The sequence below is a fragment of the Candidatus Pelagibacter ubique HIMB140 genome (genome assembly GCF_025558165.1).
Classification (GTDB): Bacteria; Pseudomonadota; Alphaproteobacteria; order Pelagibacterales; family Pelagibacteraceae; genus Pelagibacter; species Pelagibacter ubique_T.
Window position 1 is genome coordinate 1,000,280 of the sequence record NZ_LAMZ01000001.1, and the last position, 21,193, is coordinate 1,021,472.

Here is a 21,193-nt window from a genome sequence, read left to right on the forward strand (position 1 = left end):
AAAGGTCAATAAATATGACCTATTTAATGCTTTATTTAATAAAATCATTATATAATTTGCCGAAAATTATATTTTTTATGACTGATAAAATGTTAAAATTTGTAAAAATAGGTCAGCAAACTCCACCTAAAAGGGAAGTTGATCAAAGAAAAAAGGATTTTAACGAGATATATGACGAATATATCAACGAAAAAGCTAAAGAACAATCAAGTAGATGTTCTCAGTGTGGAGTTCCTTTCTGTCAGGTTCATTGTCCTTTAAGTAACAATATTCCAGACTGGCTAAAGTTAACTGCCGAGGGAAGATTAAAAGAAGCATACGAGCTTTCACAAAGCACTAATAATATGCCCGAGGTTTGTGGAAGAATCTGTCCGCAAGATAGATTGTGTGAGGGAAATTGTGTAATTGAACAGTCTGGTCACGGAACAGTTACAATTGGTTCCGTTGAAAAATATATAACAGATAACGCCTGGGAACAAGGTTGGGTTAAACCAATTGAAGTTACAAACGAAAAAAATCAAAGTGTTGGAATTATAGGAGCTGGTCCTGCTGGATTAGCGGCAGCAGAACAGTTAAGAAAAAATGGGTATAAAATTACAGTTTATGATCGTTATGATAGAGCTGGAGGATTATTAATATATGGAATTCCAAATTTTAAATTAGAAAAAGAAATAGTTGAAAGACGAACAAAGCTTTTAAGAGATGGTGGAATAGAATTCATACAAAATTTCGAAGTTGGCAAGGATGCAAGCTTAGAGCAATTAAGAAAAAAACATGATGCAGTATTAATTGCAACAGGAGTTTACAAAGCTAGAGAAGTTAATTTACCAGGTAATGATTTAGACAATATTTTTCCAGCAATGGATTTTCTTACAGCATCAAATAAAAAAGGATTGGGCGATGAGGTTGAATTATTTGATAAGGGAATTCTAAATGCAGAGGGAAAAGATGTTGTTGTAATTGGTGGAGGTGATACCGCAATGGATTGTGTGAGAACTTCAGTAAGACAAAAAGCAAAATCAGTAAAATGCTTATACAGAAGAGATAAAGAAAATATGCCTGGTTCAGCAAGAGAAGTTGCAAATGCTGAAGAGGAAGGTGTTGAATTTGTATGGCTATCTAGTCCTAAAGAATTTAAAGGAACTAATAAGGTAGAAAATTTACTTGTAGATCAAATAAAGTTAGGTGAACCAGATGAAACTGGCAGAAGAAAACCCGAAGTACAAGAAGGATCAAGTTATGAAATAAAAGCAGATATGGTTATTAAAGCTCTTGGATTTGATCCAGAGGATTTACCTAATTTATTCGATAGCAATGAACTTCAAGTTACAAAATGGGGAACAATAAAAACTGATTTTGATACTATGGAAACTAATCTAAGTGGCGTTTTTGCTGCTGGGGATATAGTTAGAGGAGCTTCATTAGTTGTTTGGGCAATTAAAGATGGTAGAGACGCAGCAGATTCCATAAAAAATTATTTAGAAACAAAATCCAAAAATGAGAAAAAAGTTGCTTAATGAAAACTTATAAAAAAAATTTTGATCTACTTAAGAAAAACAATGTCTATTCTGAGGATATGGAGCATGATGCGTGTGGAGTAGGTTTAATAGCTTCTACTGAGGGAAAAAAATCCAGGAATGTAGTTGAATATGGAATTGAAGCTTTAAAAGCTGTTTGGCATAGAGGTGCGGTAGATGCTGATGGGAAAACAGGAGATGGAGCTGGAATTCACGTAGAAATTCCAAAAGATTTTTTTATTGAGAAAATTGAAGTTACAGGACACACGCACGATAATTCTGAAATCTGCGTAGGAATGATTTTTCTTCCACGTAATGACTATGCAGCACAAGAGAGCTGTAAAACAATTGTTGAAAGCGAACTAACGAAAAATGATTTTAATATTTATGGATGGAGACAAGTTCCTGTTAATCCAAAGGTTTTAGGTGAAAAAGCTTTTCAAACTATGCCTGAAATTATTCAGGTACTTTTCAAACCTCATAATAAAGAACTTACAAATAAAGATTTGGAGAGAAAAATTTATGAGACAAGAAGAAAAATCGAAAACGAAGCTTTCAAAAAATCATTAAATAATTTTTATATTTGTTCCTTAAGTTCAAAGTCAATTATTTACAAAGGTATGTTCTTAGCCGAAGCAATTTCAGAATTTTATCTAGATTTAAATGATGAAAGGTTTGTATCAAGATACGCAATATTTCATCAGCGGTTTTCAACCAACACAGCTCCAAGTTGGAATCTTGCTCAACCATTCAGAGCAATTGCACACAATGGAGAAATTAATACTTATAGAGGAAACAAAAATTGGATGAAAGTTCATGAACAAGAAATGAATAGTCCATTATTTGATGATATAGAAAATCTTAAGCCAGTTATTCAACAAGGAGCCTCAGATTCTGCGGCTTTAGATAATGTTTTTGAATTATTAAACATTTCAGGTCAACCTGCACCATTAGCTAAATTAATGTTAGTTCCTGATGCATGGTCTAAGAAGAATAAGACTTTACCAAAAGATCATCAGCAATTATTCAATTTTTTAAATAGCACAATGGAACCTTGGGATGGACCTGCCGCTATAGCTGGAACTGACAATGAGTGGGTTATTGCAGCAAACGATAGAAATGGATTAAGACCTCTAAGATATGCAATCACAAAGGATAAGTTATTGTTTGCAGGCTCAGAAACTGGGATGATCGAGCTAAATGAAAAAAGAATTTTATCAAAAGGAAGATTAGGTCCTGGAGAAATTATAGGAGTAAGAATTGAAAAAGGTAAAGTATTTACTAATAAACAAATTAAGGATTACTTAGCAAAAGAGTACAAACATTTTAATTCACAAATTATTGATTTAGATGACAAGCTAACGATTGAGGATGAAAAAAATTCTTTTTCAGGGGATGATCTAAGAAGAAGACAGTATACTTTTGGAATTAGCTTAGAGGATCTTGAATTAATTTTACACCCTATGGCTGAGGATGCAAAAGAGGCCACAGGGTCTATGGGTGATGATACCCCTTTAGCTGTGCTATCAGATAAATATAGACCTCTGTATCATTTTTTTAGACAAAATTTTAGCCAAGTTACAAATCCACCAATAGACTCTTTAAGAGAAAACAAAGTGATGAGTTTAAAAACAAGATTTGGAAATCTAGGCAATATTCTAGATTTTGATAATTTAACAAAACAGAATATTTATGTTCTTAATAGCCCAATTTTATCTAATTCTCAGTTTGAAAAATTCATCAATTTTTTTGGAAATAATTCAACAATAATTGATTGTACTTTTGAAGAAAGTAACAGTTTGTACGAAGCTATCAAAAAAATTCAAAAAGATGCAGAAATTGCTGTTAGACAGGGTGTTACACAATTAATTCTTAGCGATAAAGATTTATCAATTTCAAAACTTCCAATTCCAATGCTGCTTGCAGTTGGCGCAATTAACTCTTTTTTAATTGAGAAAAAATTAAGAGGCTATGTGTCAATCAATGTCCAATCTGGAGAAGCATTAGATACACACTCTTTTGCAACTTTAATTGGTGTTGGAGCAACAACAGTAAATCCTTATTTGGCTTTCGACAGTTTATATCAAAGATTTGAAAAAAAATTATTTGGAAAGTTTAGTTTTGAAGAATGTGTTGAAAGATACATTAAATCTGTCAATGCAGGTTTATTAAAAATTATGTCTAAGATGGGTATCTCTGTTTTAAGTTCTTACAGAGGTGGATGCAATTTTGAGACTGTTGGATTAAGCAGAACTATTGTTTCAGATTATTTTCCAGGAGTTGTGTCTAAAATTTCTGGTATTGGACTTACTGGAATCGAAAAAAAAATAAGAGCAATTCATAAAGAAGCATTTGAAAGCACTGATACAATTCTTCCTATTGGAGGTATTTATAGATATAGAAAAAATGGAGAAACACACCAATATCAAGGGAAACTTATACACTTACTTCAAAGTGCAGTTGGTTCTAATTCTTATGACGCCTATAAAAGATATGCACAAGGTATTTATAATTTACCACCAATAAATTTAAGAGACTTAATTGATTTTAGAGAAAAAAAATTGAAGGGATCAATAGATATTTCAGAAGTAGAACCAATAGAAAATATTTTAAAAAGATTTGGAAGCGGGAGTATGTCTCATGGCGCTTTGTCTAAAGAGGCGCATGAAACTTTAGCTACAGGTATGAATAGAATTAAAGGAGCTTCTTGTAGTGGTGAAGGCGGTGAAGATGAAAAAAGATTTAAAGTGTTAGATAACGGAGATAGTGCAAACTCAAGAGTAAAGCAAATAGCTTCAGCAAGGTTTGGTGTAACAGTTAATTATTTAAATAATTGCAATGAGATTGAAATAAAAATTGCACAAGGTGCAAAGCCAGGAGAAGGTGGACAACTTCCAGGTTTCAAAGTTACTGATGAAATAGCAAAGTTAAGACACTCAACACCTGGAGTAACGCTAATTTCTCCTCCACCACACCACGATATTTATTCAATCGAAGATCTTGCGCAGCTTATTTATGATTTAAAACAGATTAATCCAAAAGCAAGAATTGGAGTAAAATTAGTTGCATCCTCAGGAGTTGGGACTATTGCTGCAGGAGTTGCCAAAGCAAAAGCAGACATAATATTAATTTCAGGACATAACGGAGGAACTGGAGCTACACCGCAAACAAGTGTAAAATACGTAGGTATCCCGTGGGAGATGGGATTAACAGAAGCTAATCAAGTTTTAACATTAAATAATCTTAGACATACAGTTACACTTAGAACTGATGGAGGAATTAAAACAGGTAGAGATGTAGTTATAGCAGCTATGATGGGAGCTGAAGAGTATGGTGTTGCAACAACTGCTTTAGTTGCTATGGGATGCATAATGGTAAGACAATGTCATTCAAATACATGCCCTGTTGGTGTTTGTACTCAAGATGAAAAATTAAGAGAAAAATTTACAGGAACACCAGATAAGGTTGTTAATCTATTTATGTTTATAGCTACTGAGGTTAGAGAAATTTTAGCTAGATTAGGTTTTAAATCATTAAATGATATTATTGGTAGAACTGACTTACTTAGACAAGTTAGCAAGGGTTCAGATAATTTAGATGATTTAGATTTAAATCCTTTATTTGTTCAGGCAGATACTGGGAACAATACTAGATATTGTGAAAACCAAGAAATTAATTCAGTGCCAGATACTCTAGACCAAGAAATATGGCCGGAGATTGAAAAGGCTTTAGATAATTCTGAAAAAATTGAAAAAGAATATTTAATTAAAAATACACATAGAGCAGTTGGGACAAGAATTTCTCATCATTTATATAAAAAATATGGTTATGAAAAACTTGATGATAATTTTTTAGTATTAAACTTTAAAGGATCAGCTGGTCAATCTTTTGGAGCCTTTTCATCCAAAGGTTTGAAGTTAGTATTAAAAGGTGATGCAAATGATTATGTCGGCAAAGGTCTTTCAGGAGCTACAATTTCTATAAGACTACCAGAGGAAAGTAACTTAGTTTCAAATGAAAATACTATCTTAGGAAATACAGTTCTATACGGAGCAACATCTGGAAAACTTTTTGCAGCCGGTCAAGCTGGTGAAAGATTCTCTGTAAGAAATTCAGGTGCAGTTACAGTTATTGAGGGATGTGACTCGAATGGATGTGAGTATATGACTGGTGGAACTGTAGTAATTCTAGGAGATGTTGGAGATAACTTTGCTGCTGGTATGACAGGTGGTATGGCATTTATCTATGACAAATCAAAAGAATTTGAAAAAAAAGTAAACCCAGAGTCAGTAGTTTGGCAGAATGTTGAAACAGATTATTGGAAAGAAAGTTTAAAAAATTTAATCAAAGAACACCATGAAGAGACAGGATCTTTGTTATCTAAAGAAATAATTGAAAATTATGATAATGAAATTAATAATTTCATTCAGGTTTGTCCTAAAGAAATGTTAGATAAACTGAAAAACCCTATCAGCTTAAAAAAAGTTATAAAAGAAGTTAGTTAATTAATAATTTTAATTCATTTAAGATTATATTAAGCCATTTCTTATTTGATAAGCTATGGTCACCTTTTTTTACAATGATCAATTTCTTTTTTGCTTTTGGAAATAGTTTTAAAACTTTTCTAGAATAACTTACTGGTACAGCTTCATCATACTCACCATGCACCATAGTAACATTAATTTTTGAATTTATTTTTTTATTTAAAACTCTATTTTTTCTTCCATCTTTTATAAGCTGATAAGTGATTGGATACTCATAATTCCCATGTTTTAGGTGATATATACCTTTTTGGATTGTTTCTTGCTTTATTTTTTTGGAGAATTTTTTCCACATCAAATTTTCTAAAAACTCAGGTGCCGAGCCAATTCCCAAAAATCCCATAATTTGTTTTTTAAATATTTTGAATTGTCTTAAAGCAATCCAAGCGCCCATACTTGAACCAATGACATAAAAATTATTATTTTTTATATATTTATTTATCAATATAGAAGTTTCTTTAGTCCATTTTGAAATATTTCCATTTATGAATTTACCTGTAGATTTTCCATGACCTGAATATTCTAAAGCAAGAAAACTTATTTTATTTTTTCTTGCAAATTTTAAAAAAGCTTCTGGCTTTTTTCCCTCAAGATCTGACATAAATCCATGTAAGAAAACTATGAATGGAGAATTTTTATAAATTTTACAAATATGTCTAATTTTCTTAGTCTTTGAAATTTTGTGGAATCTGAAATTTGCCATAATCGTTTATAAGAATTGCTAATTAATATATAATCATATCAAATGTCATCTAATTTAAAAGTTTTGCAAGTAATACCAAAACTTGGATATGGTGGTGCAGAGACCGGCTGTTATGATATTGCTCACTATTTGCCAGAAAACGGTTGTAAGTCATTTATAGTTACTAGTGGTGGTGAGTTACTTAAATTTGTAGATAAAAATAAAGTAAAAGTTTTTAGACTTCCAGTTCAGAGTAAAAATCCAATATTAATTTTAATTAATGCAATAATTTTAACTTTTATTATTTTAATTAATAATATTTCGATCATACACGCCAGAAGTAGAGCGCCTGCATGGTCTTGTTTAATAGCCTCCAAGATAACAAGCAGAAAGTTTGTAACTACATTTCATGGAACTTATAATTTTAAAAGTAATTTGAAAAAATTATATAATTCAGTAATGGTTCGATCTGATTTAATTATTGCAGGATCAAATTTTATTTTTTCACACATCAAAGAAAATTATTCAAATTATTTAAATCAAAAAAAAAAATTATTAGTAGTATTTAGGGGAATTAATGTTGATTATTTTGATCCAACTACAAAACTTGAAACTGAAGAAAAAAAATTATTAAAACAATGGGAAATAGAAAAAGATAAAAAGATTATACTTTTGCCTGGTAGATTAACTACCTGGAAGGGACAAGAGGTATTTATTGAAGCAATTAATCTGGCAAATATTGAATTAGGTTATGAGGCATTTTATGCTGTTATCCTTGGAAGTGATCAGGGAAGAGACTTGTATAAAAAAAAACTAATAAGACTTTCAGAACAATATAGGTTAACTAAACAGCTAAGATTTATCGATCACTGCAAAGATATGGCGTTAGCTTACAAAGTGTCTGATATAATTGTTTCAGCTTCTATTGAACCAGAAGCTTTTGGTAGAGTTTCTGTAGAGGCCCAATCTATGGAGAAACCAATTATTGCGAGTAATATTGGTGGCTCTAATGAGACTGTCATTGATGAAAAAACAGGCTATTTATTTAAAGCGGGTGATGCAAAGTCTTTAAGTCAGAAAATTTTAAAAACACTGACAATTGACGAAACTCAATTAAAATTAATTGGTGTTGAAGGAAGAAAAAATATAGTTCAAAAATTTAATGTTGAAAAAATGTGCTTTTCTACTTATTCAGAGTATAAAAGATTAATAAATTAAATGCCTATAATTACATTACCTGATGGAAATAATATTGATTTCCCAAATAAAGTTACTGGATTAGAAGTAGCAGAAAAAATTAGCAAATCATTAGCTAAACAAGCAATGGTGATAAGTGTAGATGGTGAGTTAAAAGACTTAGAACATCTAATTGAGAAAGACTGTTCAGTAAAAATTTTTACATCTAAAAATCCTGAGGGTCTAGAAACCATTAGACATGATACTGCTCACATATTAGCAATGGCAGTACAAGAATTGTTTCCAGGAACACAAGTTACGATTGGCCCTGTAATTGAAAACGGATTTTATTATGATTTTGCTAGAAAAGATCCGTTTACAGAAGATGATTTAGCAAAGATTGAAAATAAAATGAAAGAAATTGTTGATCGAGACGAGATTACTAAAAGAGAAGTTTGGGATAGAAATAAAGCCATAGATCATTTTAAAAAAAAAGGTGAAATCTATAAAGCCGAGTTAATTGAGGCAATACCAGAGAATGAGGATGTTTCAATTTATTTTCATGGAGATTGGCATGATCTTTGTAGAGGACCTCATCTTTCTTCAACAGGTAAAATAGGTAAATACTTTAAATTAATGAAAGTTTCAGGAGCTTATTGGAGGGGTGATTCAAACAATGAAATGCTTCAAAGAATTTATGGTACAAGCTGGGCTTCTCAAAAAGATTTAGATGAGCATCTAAAAAGAATAGAAGAAGCAGAAAAAAGAGATCATAGAAAATTAGGAAAAGAAATGGACTTGTTTCATTTTAGAGAAGAAAGTCCAGGCTCAGTTTTTTGGCATGAGAGAGGGTGGGCATTATTTCAAAAATTAATTAATTATATGAGAAGCAGACAGGATGCTGCTGGATACAAAGAGGTAAATACACCTGAAATTTTAGACCGACAATTGTGGGAAAAATCTGGTCACTGGGAAAAGTATGGAGAAAATATGTACACATCAGAAACTCCTGATGAAAAAGTCTTTGCGATAAAACCAATGAATTGTCCAGGTCATATACAAGTATTTAATCAAGGATTGAAAAGTTATAGAGATCTTCCATTACGTATCACAGAATTTGGTAAGGTTCATCGTTACGAACCATCAGGTGCTTTACATGGTTTGCTTAGAGTAAGAGCTTTTACACAAGATGATGCGCATATTTTTTGTGCAGAAGATCAAATTACGAGTGAGTGTTTAAATGTAACAAATTTAATATTAGATATTTATAAAGATCTTGGTTTTGAAAATGTGATTTTAAAATATGCTGATCGACCGGAGGTTAGAGTTGGAGATGATGAGGTTTGGGATAAGGCAGAAGCTTCACTTCTTGAAGCAGTTAAAGCTTCTAAGTTAGAATATAGTATTAATAAAGGTGAAGGTGCCTTCTATGGGCCAAAAATTGAATTTGTTTTAAGAGATGCTATCGGAAGAGATTGGCAATGTGGAACTTTACAAGTTGATTTAAATTTACCTGGAAGATTAGATGCATCATATGTTGATAAGGACGGAACAAAAAAAGTTCCTGTTATGCTTCATAGAGCTCTATTTGGTTCTCTAGAAAGATTTATAGGAATATTGATTGAAAATTATGCTGGTAAATTTCCTTTTTGGATTTCACCTTTACAAACAATGGTAATTCCAATTTCAGAAGAATTTAATGATTATGCAATAGAAGTATCTAAAAAAATTAAAGATGCGGGCATAAGTTCTGCAGTTGATATTAAAAATAATAATTTAAACTATAAAATTAGAGATCATTCTTTAGCAAAAATACCTCTTTTATTAATTTGTGGTAAAAAAGAAGTTGACTCCAATTCAGTAACGATTAGAAGGTTAGACTCTAATAAACAAGAAAATATGGATATAGATTCATTTTTAAAAACTTTCTCTGCTTTAAATAAAGCATCATCAAACTAAGTGGCAGATTTCAAACAAAATTACTTTCAAAGAAGAACAAAGGATAGAGGTCCAAGATCTAATAACCGAATATCTTCACCAGATGTTCAAGTAATTGCAAGTGATGGTGAAAATCTTGGAGTGATCAGTACTAACGAAGCTATATCAATGGCAAAAAACCAAGGATTAGATTTAATTGAAATCGCACCCAATGCTAACCCACCAGTATGTAAAATCATGGATATGGGTAAGTACAAATATGATGCTCAAAAAAAAGCAAATCTTGCAAAAAAGAAACAAAAAATAATTTCATTAAAAGAAATTAAAATGAGACCTGTAACAGAAACTCATGATTACGAATTTAAGGTCAAAAATGCAAAAAAATTTATCTCTAAAGGAGATAAAGTTAAATTTACTATCAGATTTAAAGGGCGAGAGCTCCAACACTCTCATTTAGGCAATGAACTGATGGGTAAAATTAAAGAGGATATGAAGGATATTGGTAGAGTAGAGTTGCAACCCAAATTTGATGGGAAGCAAATGATTATGGTAATTCAACCTTTATAAGCCTTAATAGAGGTTGTAAAATTTAAACATTCTTTGTATAAGTCCGCAGAATTATGCCAAAATTAAAAACAAAAAGCTCTGCAAAAAAAAGATTTAAAATATCAGCTAAGGGTAAAGTTATATCTGCTCAAGCAGGTAAAAGACACGGTATGATTAAACGAACGAATTCACAAATTAGAAAATTAAGAGGCACTACAACTTTGTCTAAACAAGATGGCAAAATTGTTAAATCATACATGCCTTACAGTTTAAGAGGGTAACAATGGCAAGAGTTAAAAGAGGCGTAACAAGTAAAGCAAAACATAAGAAAGTTTTGAAAGCCGTAAAAGGTCAGTGGGGCAGAAGAAAAAATACTATCAGAGTTGCTAAACAAGCTATGGAGAAATCCATGCAGTATGCTTATAGAGATAGAAGAAATAAAAAAAGAGATTTCAAATCATTATGGATACAGAGAATTAATGCCGGTGTAAGAGCAGAGGGTATAACTTATTCAAAATTTATTAATGGTTTAAGTAAATGTGGTGTTACAATAGATAGAAAAATTTTAGCTGAAATTGCCTACGATAGTCCAGAAGCATTTAAAACAATTGTACAAAAAGCTCAATCCGCTTTAAATTAATCTCTATTGTTTTTATTTCTTAAGGAAATAATCTACTAATATGTCAGACATAAAAAATATTAGAGATCAATTTTTATCAAAGCTCAAGAAAGAGCTAAGTTTAGATGAAATCAATTCAATCAAAACAGAGTTATTTGGAAAAAATGGTCAAATTTCATCTTTATTCAAAACTGTAGGATCAATACCAGAGTCTGACAGAAAAACTTTTGCAGCAGACTTGAATAAAATAAAAGATGAACTGCAATCTTTAATTTCAGAAAAGATTAAAGAAATAGAAACAAAAGAAGTTAATCAAAAACTTGAAAAAGAAAAAGTTGATATAACTTTACCTGGAAGACCTTTTGTTAGAGGAAAAATTCATCCTGTATCTCAAACTATAGATGAAATTTCATCTATATTTTCAGAAATAGGTTTTAGTGTTGAAGAAGGACCAGATGTAGAAAATGAATATAATAATTTTACTGCACTAAATACTCCAGATAATCATCCAGCTCGTGATATGCACGATACTTTTTATTTAGACGAAAATAAGGAAGTTCTATTAAGAACGCATACTTCACCAGTTCAAATTAGAACTATGTTAAAAGACAAGCCACCGTTTAAAATTATTGCTCCAGGTAGAACATATAGATCAGATAGTGATCAAACACATGCGCCAATGTTCCATCAGGTTGAGGGCCTTCATATAGATAAAGATATTAACATGGGTCATTTAAAGGGATGTTTAAATTATTTTATTAAAGAGTTCTTTGAAGTGGAAAAAATCAAAATGAGATTTAGACCAAGTCATTTCCCTTTTACAGAACCATCTGCAGAAGTAGATATTGGTTACGAAATTAAAGATGGTAAAATTGTTATAGGAGAAGGGGATCAGTGGCTTGAAATTTTAGGATGTGGAATGGTTCATCCAAACGTTTTAAAAAATGTCAAAGTTGATCCTGCTAAATACCAAGGATATGCATTTGGCATAGGTATAGATAGGTTAGCTATGCTAAAATACGGTATTAATGATTTAAGAGCTTTCTTTGACTGCGATTATAGATGGTTAAATCACTTTGGATTTGATCCACTTGATGTACCCACAAATTATAGAGGTCTAAGTCGATGAAGATAACATTTAATTGGTTAAAAGATCACTTATCTGTAAGTGCTAAGGAAGAAAAGTTACTTGAGAAATTAACTGATATTGGGCTTGAAGTTGAAAGTGTTGAAAATTTATCTGAAGGTTTAGATTTATTCAAAGTAGCAAAAATTTTAAAAACTGAAAAACATCCTAATGCAGACCGTTTAAAAGTTTGTGATGTTGATGTGGGTGAAAAAGAAATTAAGAAGGTCGTATGTGGTGCACCGAATGCCAGAGAAGGTTTAATCACTGTTTATGCTCCTCCTGGTGCGATTATTCCAAAAAATAAAACTAAATTAGTTATAGCAAAAATTAGAGATGTTACATCTTATGGTATGCTTTGTTCTGAATCAGAGCTCAATTTATCTGAAGAAAGTGATGGAATTACTGAGCTTTCGTCTTCGAAATACAACAATAGTATCGGAAAAAGTTTTTTTAATCAATCTAGTTCTAATTTGATTGATTTATCAATTACACCCAACAGACCAGACTGTCTTGGTGTTAGAGGGATAGCTAGAGATTTAGCAGCTTCAGGATTTGGTAAATTAAAACAGATTAAGGAACAAAAAATAAAATCGAAAAAATCTCAAACAATTAAAGTAAAAATTACAAACGAAAAAAACCAAGGATGTTTTTCTTTTGGAAGCTGTTTAGTAACAAATGTAAAAAATACTGAAAGTCCAAAGTGGTTAAAGGATAAATTAATTTCTATAGGTCAAAAACCTATTTCAGCAATTGTTGATATTACAAATTATGTAATGATTGATATTAATCGTCCATTACACGCATATGATGCTGATAAAATTGAAAAAGGTATAATTGTTAGAAACTCAAAATCTGGTGAAGAGTTCACAGCTTTAGATAACAAAACCTATAAACTTGAAGATGATATGTGTGTAATTAGTGATGATAAAGGTGTGTTAGGACTTGGTGGCATCATCGGAGGCACAAGATCTGGAACAGAAATGGATACACAAAATGTTTTAATCGAATCAGCTTATTTTGATCCAAGATCAATCAGAAAAACAGCAAAAGAATTAAATATTGATACAGATGCAAAATTTAGATTTGAAAGAGGAATAGACCAATTATCAATTGAAGAAGGTTTAAATAAAGCAGCTTTTTTAATTAAAGAAATTTGTGGTGGCGAAATTAGTAAGCTAGATATTCAAAAAATCAGTACTTTTAAAAATCAAATAATTAAATTTGATCCAAATTCGTTTGAAAAAGTTGCAGGTTTTAAAATTTTAACAAAAGATATGTTAAAAATTTTAGATAACTTAGGTTTTACATGTAAAAAAAATAAAAAAGTTTTTAAACTAAGTATCCCATCGTGGAGACCAGATATTACTCAGGAAATAGATGTTGTTGAGGAATTAGTAAGAATAGTTGGTTATGATAAAATAAAGATAGAAGAACCTATCAAAGAGAGAAAAAAATCCACTTTAACACAAACTCAAAAATTGTTTCATTTCCTTCAAAGATCTGTTGCTTCAAAAGGTTATTTGGAAGCAATTACTTGGTCTTTCACAGATGCAAAATATAATGATCATTTCAAAGGACAAAATGATGAATTAAAAATTGTGAATCCTATAAGTTCAGAATTAGGAGTTTTAAGAAATTCAATATTTTCAAATTTAATTATGTATATGAGCAAAAATATAGATAGAGGATTCAAAGATTTATCTATTTTTGAAATAGGACCAACATTTTTTGGAAAACAACCTGGTGAACAAAATATAGTAGTCTGTGGTTTATCTGCTGGAAAAAAATCTCGTCTTTCTTGGTTAGAAAAAGAGAGAAATGTCGACGTTTTTGATATTAAAAAAGATGTAGTCCAAACTTTAGTTGAAGCAGGTTACGATGCAGAAAAATTTTTTATTGATAATGAAACACCTGATTATTATCATCCAGGTAAATCAGGAAGATTATTTTTGAACAGAGGTAAAGAAAGTGTGGCTGCATATTTTGGTGAAATTCATCCAAATATCCTTAAGCAAATAGATATGAAAACCGAGTCTTTAGTAGGTTTTGAAATATTTCTTGATAATTTAAAATTACCAAAAAAATCATTAAAAGATCAAAAAACAAAATATTCTGTTTCAGATTATCAAAAGTCAGAACGAGATTTTGCTTTTATAGTTGATAAGAAAATTAAAGTTCAAGATTTGGTAAATGTTGTATCAAATGTTGATAAAAATTTGATTTCTAACATTAAAGTTTTTGATGTTTATGAGGGTGATAATATTCCTGAAAACCAAAAATCAATTGCGATCAGTGTTACAATTCAATCTCAAGAAAAAACTCTTAAAGAAGTGGACTTAGATCAAATAAATAAGTCAATTATAGAAACAGTAGAAAATAAAACTGGCGCTAAAATTCGATCCTAAAGCCAATGAGTACAATCGATAATATAAGAAATTTTGCAATTATTGCGCACATTGATCATGGAAAATCTACTATTGCAGATAGAATAATTCATAGTTGTGGTGGTCTGACTGAAAGAGAGATGAAAGCTCAAGTTTTAGACTCAATGGATATTGAACGAGAAAGAGGTATCACAATTAAAGCTCAAACAGTAAAGCTAAATTATAAAGCGAAAGATGGAAAAGAATATATTTTAAATATTATAGATACGCCAGGCCATGTAGACTTTAGCTATGAGGTAAGTAGATCATTGTATGCGTGTGAAGGGTCTATTTTGATCGTGGATAGTACACAAGGAGTTGAGGCTCAAACTTTAGCAAATGTTTACCAAGCATTAGATACTAATCATGAAATTGTCCCAGTATTAAATAAAGTGGATTTACCAGCTTCTGACTTGGAAAGGACAAAAAAGCAAATCGAGGAAGTAATTGGGATAGATACTGAGAATGCTATTTCGTGTTCAGGAAAAACTGGAGAGGGAATAGGAGACATTTTAGAGCAAATTATAACGACTTTACCAGCACCAAAAGGAGAAAGTTCGTCAGATTTAAAATGTTTACTAGTAGATAGTTGGTACGACACTTATTTAGGTGTTGTCATACTAGTTAGAGTTATAGATGGAAAACTCTCGAAACATATGAAGATTAAAATGATGTCTACAAATCAAGAATATATCGTTGAAAAAGTTGGAGTTTTTACACCAAAGCCAGTTGATATTACTGAATTAAAAACAGGAGAAATAGGGTTCATTACAACAGGAATAAAAGTGTTATCAGAAACAAAAGTTGGAGATACAATTTGTGACGCAACAAAACCATTAAAACAAGCTTTGCCAGGTTTTAAACCAAGCAAACCTGTAGTGTTTTGCGGATTATTTCCAGTAGATAGCTCAGAGTTTCAAAAATTAAAAGATGGTTTGGCCAAGTTACAATTAAATGATGCGAGCTTTTCTTTTGAACCAGAGTCATCTTCAGCTTTAGGATTAGGATTTAGATGTGGTTTTTTAGGTTTGCTTCATCTAGAAATTGTAACAGAACGTCTTGAAAGAGAGTTTGATGTTAATTTATTAACAACAACACCTGGTGTAGTTTATAAAGTACATTTGAATAATGGTGATACTATGGATTTACAAAATCCATCAAGTTTACCAGATCCAACATTAATAAAATATATTGAAGAACCTTGGATTAAGGCAACTATTATTACTCCAGATCAGTACTTAGGTTCAATAATTAAAATATGTCAGGATAAAAGAGGAGTACAAACTAACCTTAGCTATTCTGGGAACAGAGCAGTAGTAAACTACGAACTTCCTTTAAATGAAGTTGTATTTGATTTTAATGATAGACTTAAATCAATGACTAGTGGTTATGCAAGTTTTGATTATGAAATAATTGAGCACAGGGAAGGTGATTTAGTAAAACTTGGAATTTTAGTGAATAGTGAGCCTGTTGATGCTTTAGCTATGATGATACATAAAGATTTTGCTCAAAAAACTGGGAGAGAGGTTTGCGAAAAATTAAAAGATTTAATTCCAAGACATAATTTTATGATTCCTGTTCAAGCTGCGATAGGAGGAAAAATTATTGCAAGAGAGACAATTAAAGGTTTCAAAAAAGATGTTTTGACAAAAATTCATGGTGGTGGAGCAACAGACAGAAAAAGAAAGTTGTTAGAAAAACAAAAAAAAGGTAAAGCTAGATCAAAACAATTCGGAAGAGTAGAAATTCCTCAGGAGGCATTTATAGGAGTTCTTAAAATAACTAAAGATATTTAGTTTAAAGATATGAAAAAAAATATACTGATATTAGGATCGTCTGGCCAAATAGGAAATCATTTAAAAGAATATTTAAATAAAAAAAAATATAAAGTTCTAGAGTTTGATTTAGAAAGATCTAAAGAAGAAGATTTAAGGATTAGTAATAACAAAGTTTTAATACAAAAAATTAAAAGATCTGATTTCATATTCTTTTTAGCCTTTGATGTGGGAGGATCTAGATATTTAAAAAAATATCAAAATACTTTTGAATTTATCTCAAATAATACAAAATTAATGGAAAACACATTTTCACTAATAAAAAAGTATAACAAACCTTTTTTATTTGCCAGCAGTCAAATGTCAAACATGGTTTATTCACCATATGGACTATTAAAAAATATTGGCGAGAAATATTCAGAAGCTTTAGGGGGTTTATCAGTTAAGTTTTGGAACGTATATGGTATCGAAAAAAACCTCCAAAAATCTCATGTAATTACTGATTTTATTTTAATGGCTTTGAAACAAAAAAAAATAAATATGTTAACAAGCGGTAAGGAGAAAAGAGATTTTCTTTTCGCAGAAGATTGTTGTGAAGGTCTTGAAAAAATTTACTTAAATTATAATAAAATAAGAAAATTAAAAAAATCAATCGATTTAACAACTGGAAAATATACTAGTATTAAAGAAATTGCTAAGATAATTAAAAAAATCTTAAAAAATAAAAATATAAATATTAAGATTTACGCGTCAAAAATTAAAGATACAGTTCAGAAAGATAAAAGAAATAATCCTAATATGTTTTTAAAAAAATATTGGAAACCAAAATATTCTTTAGATTCAGGTATTAATAAAATTATAAATTATTATGTTAAAAAGTAATATAGATACAAATTTATGTACAGTTGTAATTCCAACTTTTTTTCCAGACCAAAAAATTTTTGATAATCTAAAAAGTTTTCCAAATAATATAAAAATATTGATTATTGATAATAGCTATAACGATGATTTAAAAATGAAATTGAAAAATTTCAAAAATTGTCAATATTTTAACATTGGAGATGTTGGGCTTGGCAAAACATTTAATTTTGCACTCAAGAAGATTAAGACGCCTTATGTATTACTCAGTCAACCTGATGTTGTTCTTAGAGAAAAATGTTTAGAAAATTTGTTAGATGGATTTAATAAATATCCTAACGCTGGTATGGTGGCGCCTATAGTTTATGATAACGGTTCCTTTAGTGACTTTGATCATTACGATCTTAGATATTCAAAAAATAAAAAAGAATTTTTTTATAAAAAGATTAAAAAAACACCTAAAAAAATACCTGATGGTGATTTTTGTGTTGATGCTGTAAACGCAACCACAATGTTGATTAAAGTAGAAGCTTTAAAGAAAATAGGAGGGTGGGATGATAATATATATGTTTATTTAGAAGATATTGACATATGCCTACGTTTATATTTAGAAGGATATAGCATTATTAAAATAAAAAATGCCATAGTAGACCATAAGGGTTGGAGTTCACATTTTGATACTATAAAAGAAACAATGAATATAAGCAGAATATGGCACTTTACTTGGTCATCATTATATTTTGAAAATAAATTTACAATAAAATCAATAATTATAAAAAAAATTTTTTTAACAATTTTTATAAGTTTTATAAAGTTAATTTTAAATTTGATAATATTTAGAATAAATAAATCAAAAATAAATTTTATTAAAATATCTGCATGTTACGCATTCATTTTTAATAAAGGTTCTTATTTTAGAGTTAAGCATAAAGTTTAAAATGAACTTAAGAGAAATAATTCTTAATTCCATTGGCTTGTACTCAGAACGTGTATCTAAAGAAGAAGATATAAAAAAAATATTAAAAAAACTCTTACCATATAAAACAGAATATCAACTAATAAGATTAGGGGAAGATGGTGATGGAGGATATTTATTACCGAATGATTTAAATGGAATTAAATATTGTTTTACCGCAGGTGTTGGTCACACGTGTGAATTTGAAAAACAACTTTTAGAAAAATATAATATTATTAGTACAATGATAGACCCAATAATAAACGAGGATGTTATAATTCCAAATAAACTAAAATTTATAAATAAAAAAATCAGTGGATTTGAGGAAGATAATGCAATTACAATTAATAATTTTATAGATAAATCAGAAGATTTTATTTTAAAAATCGATATAGAAGGTCAGGAGTATGAGAATTTAATAGCAATAAGTGAAGATAAATTGAGCAAAGCAAGAATTTTAATTATAGAATTTCATCACTTAAGAGAGTTAAGGTCTAATTTTTTTAATAATTTATTTAATAAAATAATAAATAAAATTCTTCAAAATTTTATAGTGTGCCATACCCATGTTAATAATGGCGGTAAAGTAAAATATTTAAAAAGCATTAAAGTTCCAGATATTATTGAAATGACATTCATAAATAAGAGAAGAGTAAAAAGCGAGATAAACGAATTTGCTGAAATACCTCATTTTTTAGATAAAAAAATTTTAAAAGATAAGCCCGATATTTACATTGATAAAAGCTGGTATGATTTTTAAGGATCTGGAGAGGTGGCCGAGTGGTTGAAGGCGCACGCTTGGAAAGCGTGTAAAGGAGCAATTCTTTCATGGGTTCGAATCCCATTCTCTCCACCATTAAATATGCCACGTTTTTCAACAATAATTTGAGTATTTAACTGTTAAATTATTAAGATAAATCAGCAATTTTTCAAAAAAATGTTATAATTTTTTCTTTCCAAAATTTAAAAAATGACAAGTAAAAATACATATCAAGCAGATTCAATTAAAGTTTTAAAAGGTCTTGAAGCAGTCAGAAAAAGACCAGGGATGTATATAGGAGATACTGATGATGGCACAGGTTTACATCATATGGTTTATGAGGTTGTAGACAACTCGATAGACGAGGCGTTAGCAGGTCATTGTAAAAATATTAATGTAAAAATTAATTCTGATGGAACAGTTACTGTAAATGATGATGGAAGAGGTATCCCTGTCGACATGCATAAAGGGGAAAAAAAATCTGCAGCTGAGGTAATTATGACTCAACTTCATGCTGGTGGTAAGTTTGATCATGACTCATATAAAGTTTCCGGTGGACTACATGGAGTTGGTGTTTCAGTTGTTAATGCATTGTCAGAAAAATTAGAATTAGAAATTAATAGAGATGGAAAAAAACATTTTATAGAGTTTAAAAATGGTGAAGCAAAATCACCTCTAAAGGTAGTTGGTAAATCTAAAAATACAGGTACTCAAATAACATTTTTACCTTCGAAAGATATATTCTCATCAATTAAATTTAGTGCAAATATTTTAATTAAAAGAATGAGAGAGTTAGCTTTCTTAAACAAAGGTATTAAAATAATTTTTACTGATGCTAGTCAAAAAAAAGAAAAAATATCTGAATTTAAATATGATGGTGGTGTTTTAGAGTTTGTAGATTTTTTAGATGAGAAAAGAGAAAAACTACAAAATAAAAATGGTAATGATTTATTTCGAAAACCAATTTACATTGAAGGCAAAAAGAATAACATTGAAATAGAGTGTTCATTAAAATGGAATGCTGGTTATACAGAAGATATATTTCCATACACAAATAATATTTATCAAAAAGATGGCGGAACACATTTATTAGGTTTTAGAAGTGCTCTTACAAGAGTCGTAAATAAATATGCTAATGAAAATAATTTATTAAAAAAGAATAAATTAGCTATTTCAGGAGATGATATTAAAGAGGGCTTAACGTGTGTGCTTTCAACTAAAATCCCTGATCCTAAGTTTTCTTCACAAACCAAAGATAAGCTAGTTTCGTCTGAGGTAAGAATGATTGTTGAAACTTTGGTAAATGAAAAATTATCAATTTGGTTTGATCAAAATCCATCAATTGCCAAAATAGTTTTGGCTAAAGTTATTCAAGCAGCTATGGCTAGAGATGTTGCAAGAAAAGCGAGAGAAAATGTAAGAAGAAAAGGAGCCCTTGAGTTAAGTGGATTACCAGGAAAATTAGCTGATTGTCAAATAGGAAAACAAGAAGGTACGGAATTATTTATAGTTGAGGGAGACTCAGCAGGTGGTTCCGCTAAACAAGGAAGAAATAGAGCAAATCAAGCGGTTTTGCCTTTAAGAGGTAAAATTTTAAACACTTATGTAGAGGACATAAATTTAAAAAAAAATGGCAATGGCAATGGTAATGGTTCAGATCTAAGAACAAAAGCTCTTGCAAAAATGATATCTTCAAATGAGATAGTAACATTAATTAATGCACTGGGACTTGATCCTAAATCTCAGGAAATAGATTTAAAAGATTTAAGATACGGTAAAATAATTATAATGACCGATGCTGATGTTGATGGTTCTCACATAAGAGCATTGTTGTTAACTTTTTTTAATAACAAACCATTTAATAAATTAATTGAAAATGGACATGTTTATTTAGCCCAACCACCATTGTTTAAAATTAATAAAGGTTCAAAAGGGATTTATATTAAAGATGAAAAAGAATTAGAGGATTATATCGTAAATAATAACAAGGAATTAAAGAAATTGAAAAGAGGCTCAAAAGATTATTCAAATGCATTAGATTTAGAAAAATCAAAAATGAATATACAAAGGTTCAAGGGTCTTGGTGAAATGAATCCAGAAGAGTTGTGGAATACAACTTTAGATCCTGAAACTAGAAATTTGCTTCAAGTGCAGTACTCTAAAGATCTTAAAAAAGATCAAAGTCTTATACATACACTAATGGGAAGTGATGTTGCGTTAAGAAAAGATTTCATAGTTTCAAATGCTATCAATGTAAAAAATCTTGATATTTAA

General features: G+C 30.0%; 15 protein-coding genes and 1 tRNA gene. 15 read left to right on the plus strand and 1 reads right to left on the minus strand.

Annotated elements, in window-relative coordinates; translation table 11 throughout:
* The first annotated feature begins 77 nt into the window (after window positions 1-77).
* Together VP90_RS05420 and gltB are read left to right on the plus strand one after the other, a co-directional pair.
* A complete protein-coding gene (locus tag VP90_RS05420) occupies window positions 78-1,517 on the plus strand; it encodes an NAD(P)-dependent oxidoreductase (RefSeq protein WP_075506061.1) in 1,440 nt (479 codons plus the stop codon).
* Window positions 1,517-6,022: a glutamate synthase large subunit gene (gltB, locus tag VP90_RS05425; protein WP_262590111.1), complete on the plus strand. Its 4,506-nt coding sequence runs from the start codon at window positions 1,517-1,519 to the stop codon at window positions 6,020-6,022. Before VP90_RS05420 ends, gltB begins: the two co-directional genes overlap by 1 nt.
* On the opposite strand, the gene VP90_RS05430 is transcribed toward gltB, so the two are convergent.
* Window positions 6,015-6,761, minus strand: a complete 747-nt coding sequence (locus tag VP90_RS05430) for an alpha/beta hydrolase (RefSeq protein WP_262590112.1) — start codon at window positions 6,759-6,761, stop codon at window positions 6,015-6,017. The genes gltB and VP90_RS05430 overlap by 8 nt on opposite strands.
* Before the next feature lie 42 nt (window positions 6,762-6,803).
* On the opposite strand from VP90_RS05430, the gene VP90_RS05435 reads away from it, so the two are divergent.
* The 13 genes from VP90_RS05435 to VP90_RS05495 all read left to right on the plus strand — a co-directional run bounded on the left by VP90_RS05435 (window position 6,804) and on the right by VP90_RS05495 (window position 21,193).
* Complete coding sequence (locus VP90_RS05435; RefSeq protein WP_262590113.1) at window positions 6,804-7,958, plus strand: glycosyltransferase family 4 protein; 1,155 nt, start codon at window positions 6,804-6,806, stop codon at window positions 7,956-7,958.
* Window positions 7,959-9,875, plus strand: a complete 1,917-nt coding sequence (thrS, locus tag VP90_RS05440; RefSeq protein ID WP_262590114.1) for a threonine--tRNA ligase — start codon at window positions 7,959-7,961, stop codon at window positions 9,873-9,875.
* Window positions 9,876-10,421 carry a translation initiation factor IF-3 gene (infC, locus tag VP90_RS05445; RefSeq protein WP_075505925.1) on the plus strand — a complete coding sequence of 182 codons (546 nt, stop codon included), beginning with the start codon at window positions 9,876-9,878 and terminating at the stop codon, window positions 10,419-10,421.
* Window positions 10,422-10,474: 53 nt separating this feature from the next.
* Window positions 10,475-10,681 (plus strand): 50S ribosomal protein L35, encoded by a 207-nt coding sequence (gene rpmI / locus VP90_RS05450; protein WP_023854436.1) that lies wholly within the window; start codon window positions 10,475-10,477, stop codon window positions 10,679-10,681.
* 2 nt (window positions 10,682-10,683) lie between these two features.
* Window positions 10,684-11,040 (plus strand): 50S ribosomal protein L20, encoded by a 357-nt coding sequence (gene rplT / locus VP90_RS05455; protein ID WP_262590115.1) that lies wholly within the window; start codon window positions 10,684-10,686, stop codon window positions 11,038-11,040.
* A gap of 40 nt (window positions 11,041-11,080) precedes the next feature.
* The gene (gene pheS / locus VP90_RS05460) at window positions 11,081-12,148 is read left to right on the plus strand and encodes a phenylalanine--tRNA ligase subunit alpha (protein ID WP_262590116.1); all 1,068 of its coding nucleotides are present in this window, start codon (window positions 11,081-11,083) and stop codon (window positions 12,146-12,148) included.
* Window positions 12,145-14,553, plus strand: coding sequence for a phenylalanine--tRNA ligase subunit beta (gene pheT, locus VP90_RS05465; protein WP_262590117.1), 2,409 nt, complete (start codon window positions 12,145-12,147; stop codon window positions 14,551-14,553). Before pheS ends, pheT begins: the two co-directional genes overlap by 4 nt.
* Window positions 14,554-14,558: 5 nt before the next feature.
* A complete protein-coding gene (lepA, locus tag VP90_RS05470; protein WP_425321969.1) occupies window positions 14,559-16,367 on the plus strand; it encodes a translation elongation factor 4 in 1,809 nt (602 codons plus the stop codon).
* A 9-nt stretch (window positions 16,368-16,376) separates the two neighbouring features.
* Window positions 16,377-17,228 carry an NAD-dependent epimerase/dehydratase family protein gene (locus VP90_RS05475; protein ID WP_262590118.1) on the plus strand — a complete coding sequence of 284 codons (852 nt, stop codon included), beginning with the start codon at window positions 16,377-16,379 and terminating at the stop codon, window positions 17,226-17,228.
* Window positions 17,215-18,141, plus strand: a complete 927-nt coding sequence (locus VP90_RS05480) for a glycosyltransferase (RefSeq protein WP_262590119.1) — start codon at window positions 17,215-17,217, stop codon at window positions 18,139-18,141. The genes VP90_RS05475 and VP90_RS05480 overlap by 14 nt, the downstream gene beginning before the upstream one ends.
* Window position 18,142: 1 nt before the next feature.
* Complete coding sequence (locus VP90_RS05485) at window positions 18,143-18,919, plus strand: FkbM family methyltransferase (RefSeq protein ID WP_262590120.1); 777 nt, start codon at window positions 18,143-18,145, stop codon at window positions 18,917-18,919.
* A gap of 6 nt (window positions 18,920-18,925) precedes the next feature.
* Window positions 18,926-19,015 (plus strand) — tRNA-Ser (locus VP90_RS05490).
* Between the two features lie 114 nt (window positions 19,016-19,129).
* The gene (locus tag VP90_RS05495) at window positions 19,130-21,193 is read left to right on the plus strand and encodes a DNA gyrase subunit B (protein WP_075505929.1); all 2,064 of its coding nucleotides are present in this window, start codon (window positions 19,130-19,132) and stop codon (window positions 21,191-21,193) included.

Bases quoted from the DNA above. Each gene is read 5' to 3' on its own strand.
- VP90_RS05435 (WP_262590113.1), top strand. From the start codon at position 6,804: ATGTCATCTAATTTAAAAGTTTTGCAAGTAATACCAAAACTTGGATAT.
- pheS (WP_262590116.1), top strand. From the start codon at position 11,081: ATGTCAGACATAAAAAATATTAGAGATCAATTTTTATCAAAGCTCAAG.
- VP90_RS05485 (WP_262590120.1), top strand. From the start codon at position 18,143: ATGAACTTAAGAGAAATAATTCTTAATTCCATTGGCTTGTACTCAGAA.
- rplT (WP_262590115.1), top strand. From the start codon at position 10,684: ATGGCAAGAGTTAAAAGAGGCGTAACAAGTAAAGCAAAACATAAGAAA.
- VP90_RS05420 (WP_075506061.1), top strand. From the start codon at position 78: ATGACTGATAAAATGTTAAAATTTGTAAAAATAGGTCAGCAAACTCCA.
- rpmI (WP_023854436.1), top strand. From the start codon at position 10,475: ATGCCAAAATTAAAAACAAAAAGCTCTGCAAAAAAAAGATTTAAAATA.
- pheT (WP_262590117.1), top strand. From the start codon at position 12,145: ATGAAGATAACATTTAATTGGTTAAAAGATCACTTATCTGTAAGTGCT.
- VP90_RS05480 (WP_262590119.1), top strand. From the start codon at position 17,215: ATGTTAAAAAGTAATATAGATACAAATTTATGTACAGTTGTAATTCCA.
- lepA (WP_425321969.1), top strand. From the start codon at position 14,559: ATGAGTACAATCGATAATATAAGAAATTTTGCAATTATTGCGCACATT.
- VP90_RS05495 (WP_075505929.1), top strand. From the start codon at position 19,130: ATGACAAGTAAAAATACATATCAAGCAGATTCAATTAAAGTTTTAAAA.
- gltB (WP_262590111.1), top strand. From the start codon at position 1,517: ATGAAAACTTATAAAAAAAATTTTGATCTACTTAAGAAAAACAATGTC.
- VP90_RS05475 (WP_262590118.1), top strand. From the start codon at position 16,377: ATGAAAAAAAATATACTGATATTAGGATCGTCTGGCCAAATAGGAAAT.
- VP90_RS05430 (WP_262590112.1), bottom strand. From the start codon at position 6,761: ATGGCAAATTTCAGATTCCACAAAATTTCAAAGACTAAGAAAATTAGA.
- thrS (WP_262590114.1), top strand. From the start codon at position 7,959: ATGCCTATAATTACATTACCTGATGGAAATAATATTGATTTCCCAAAT.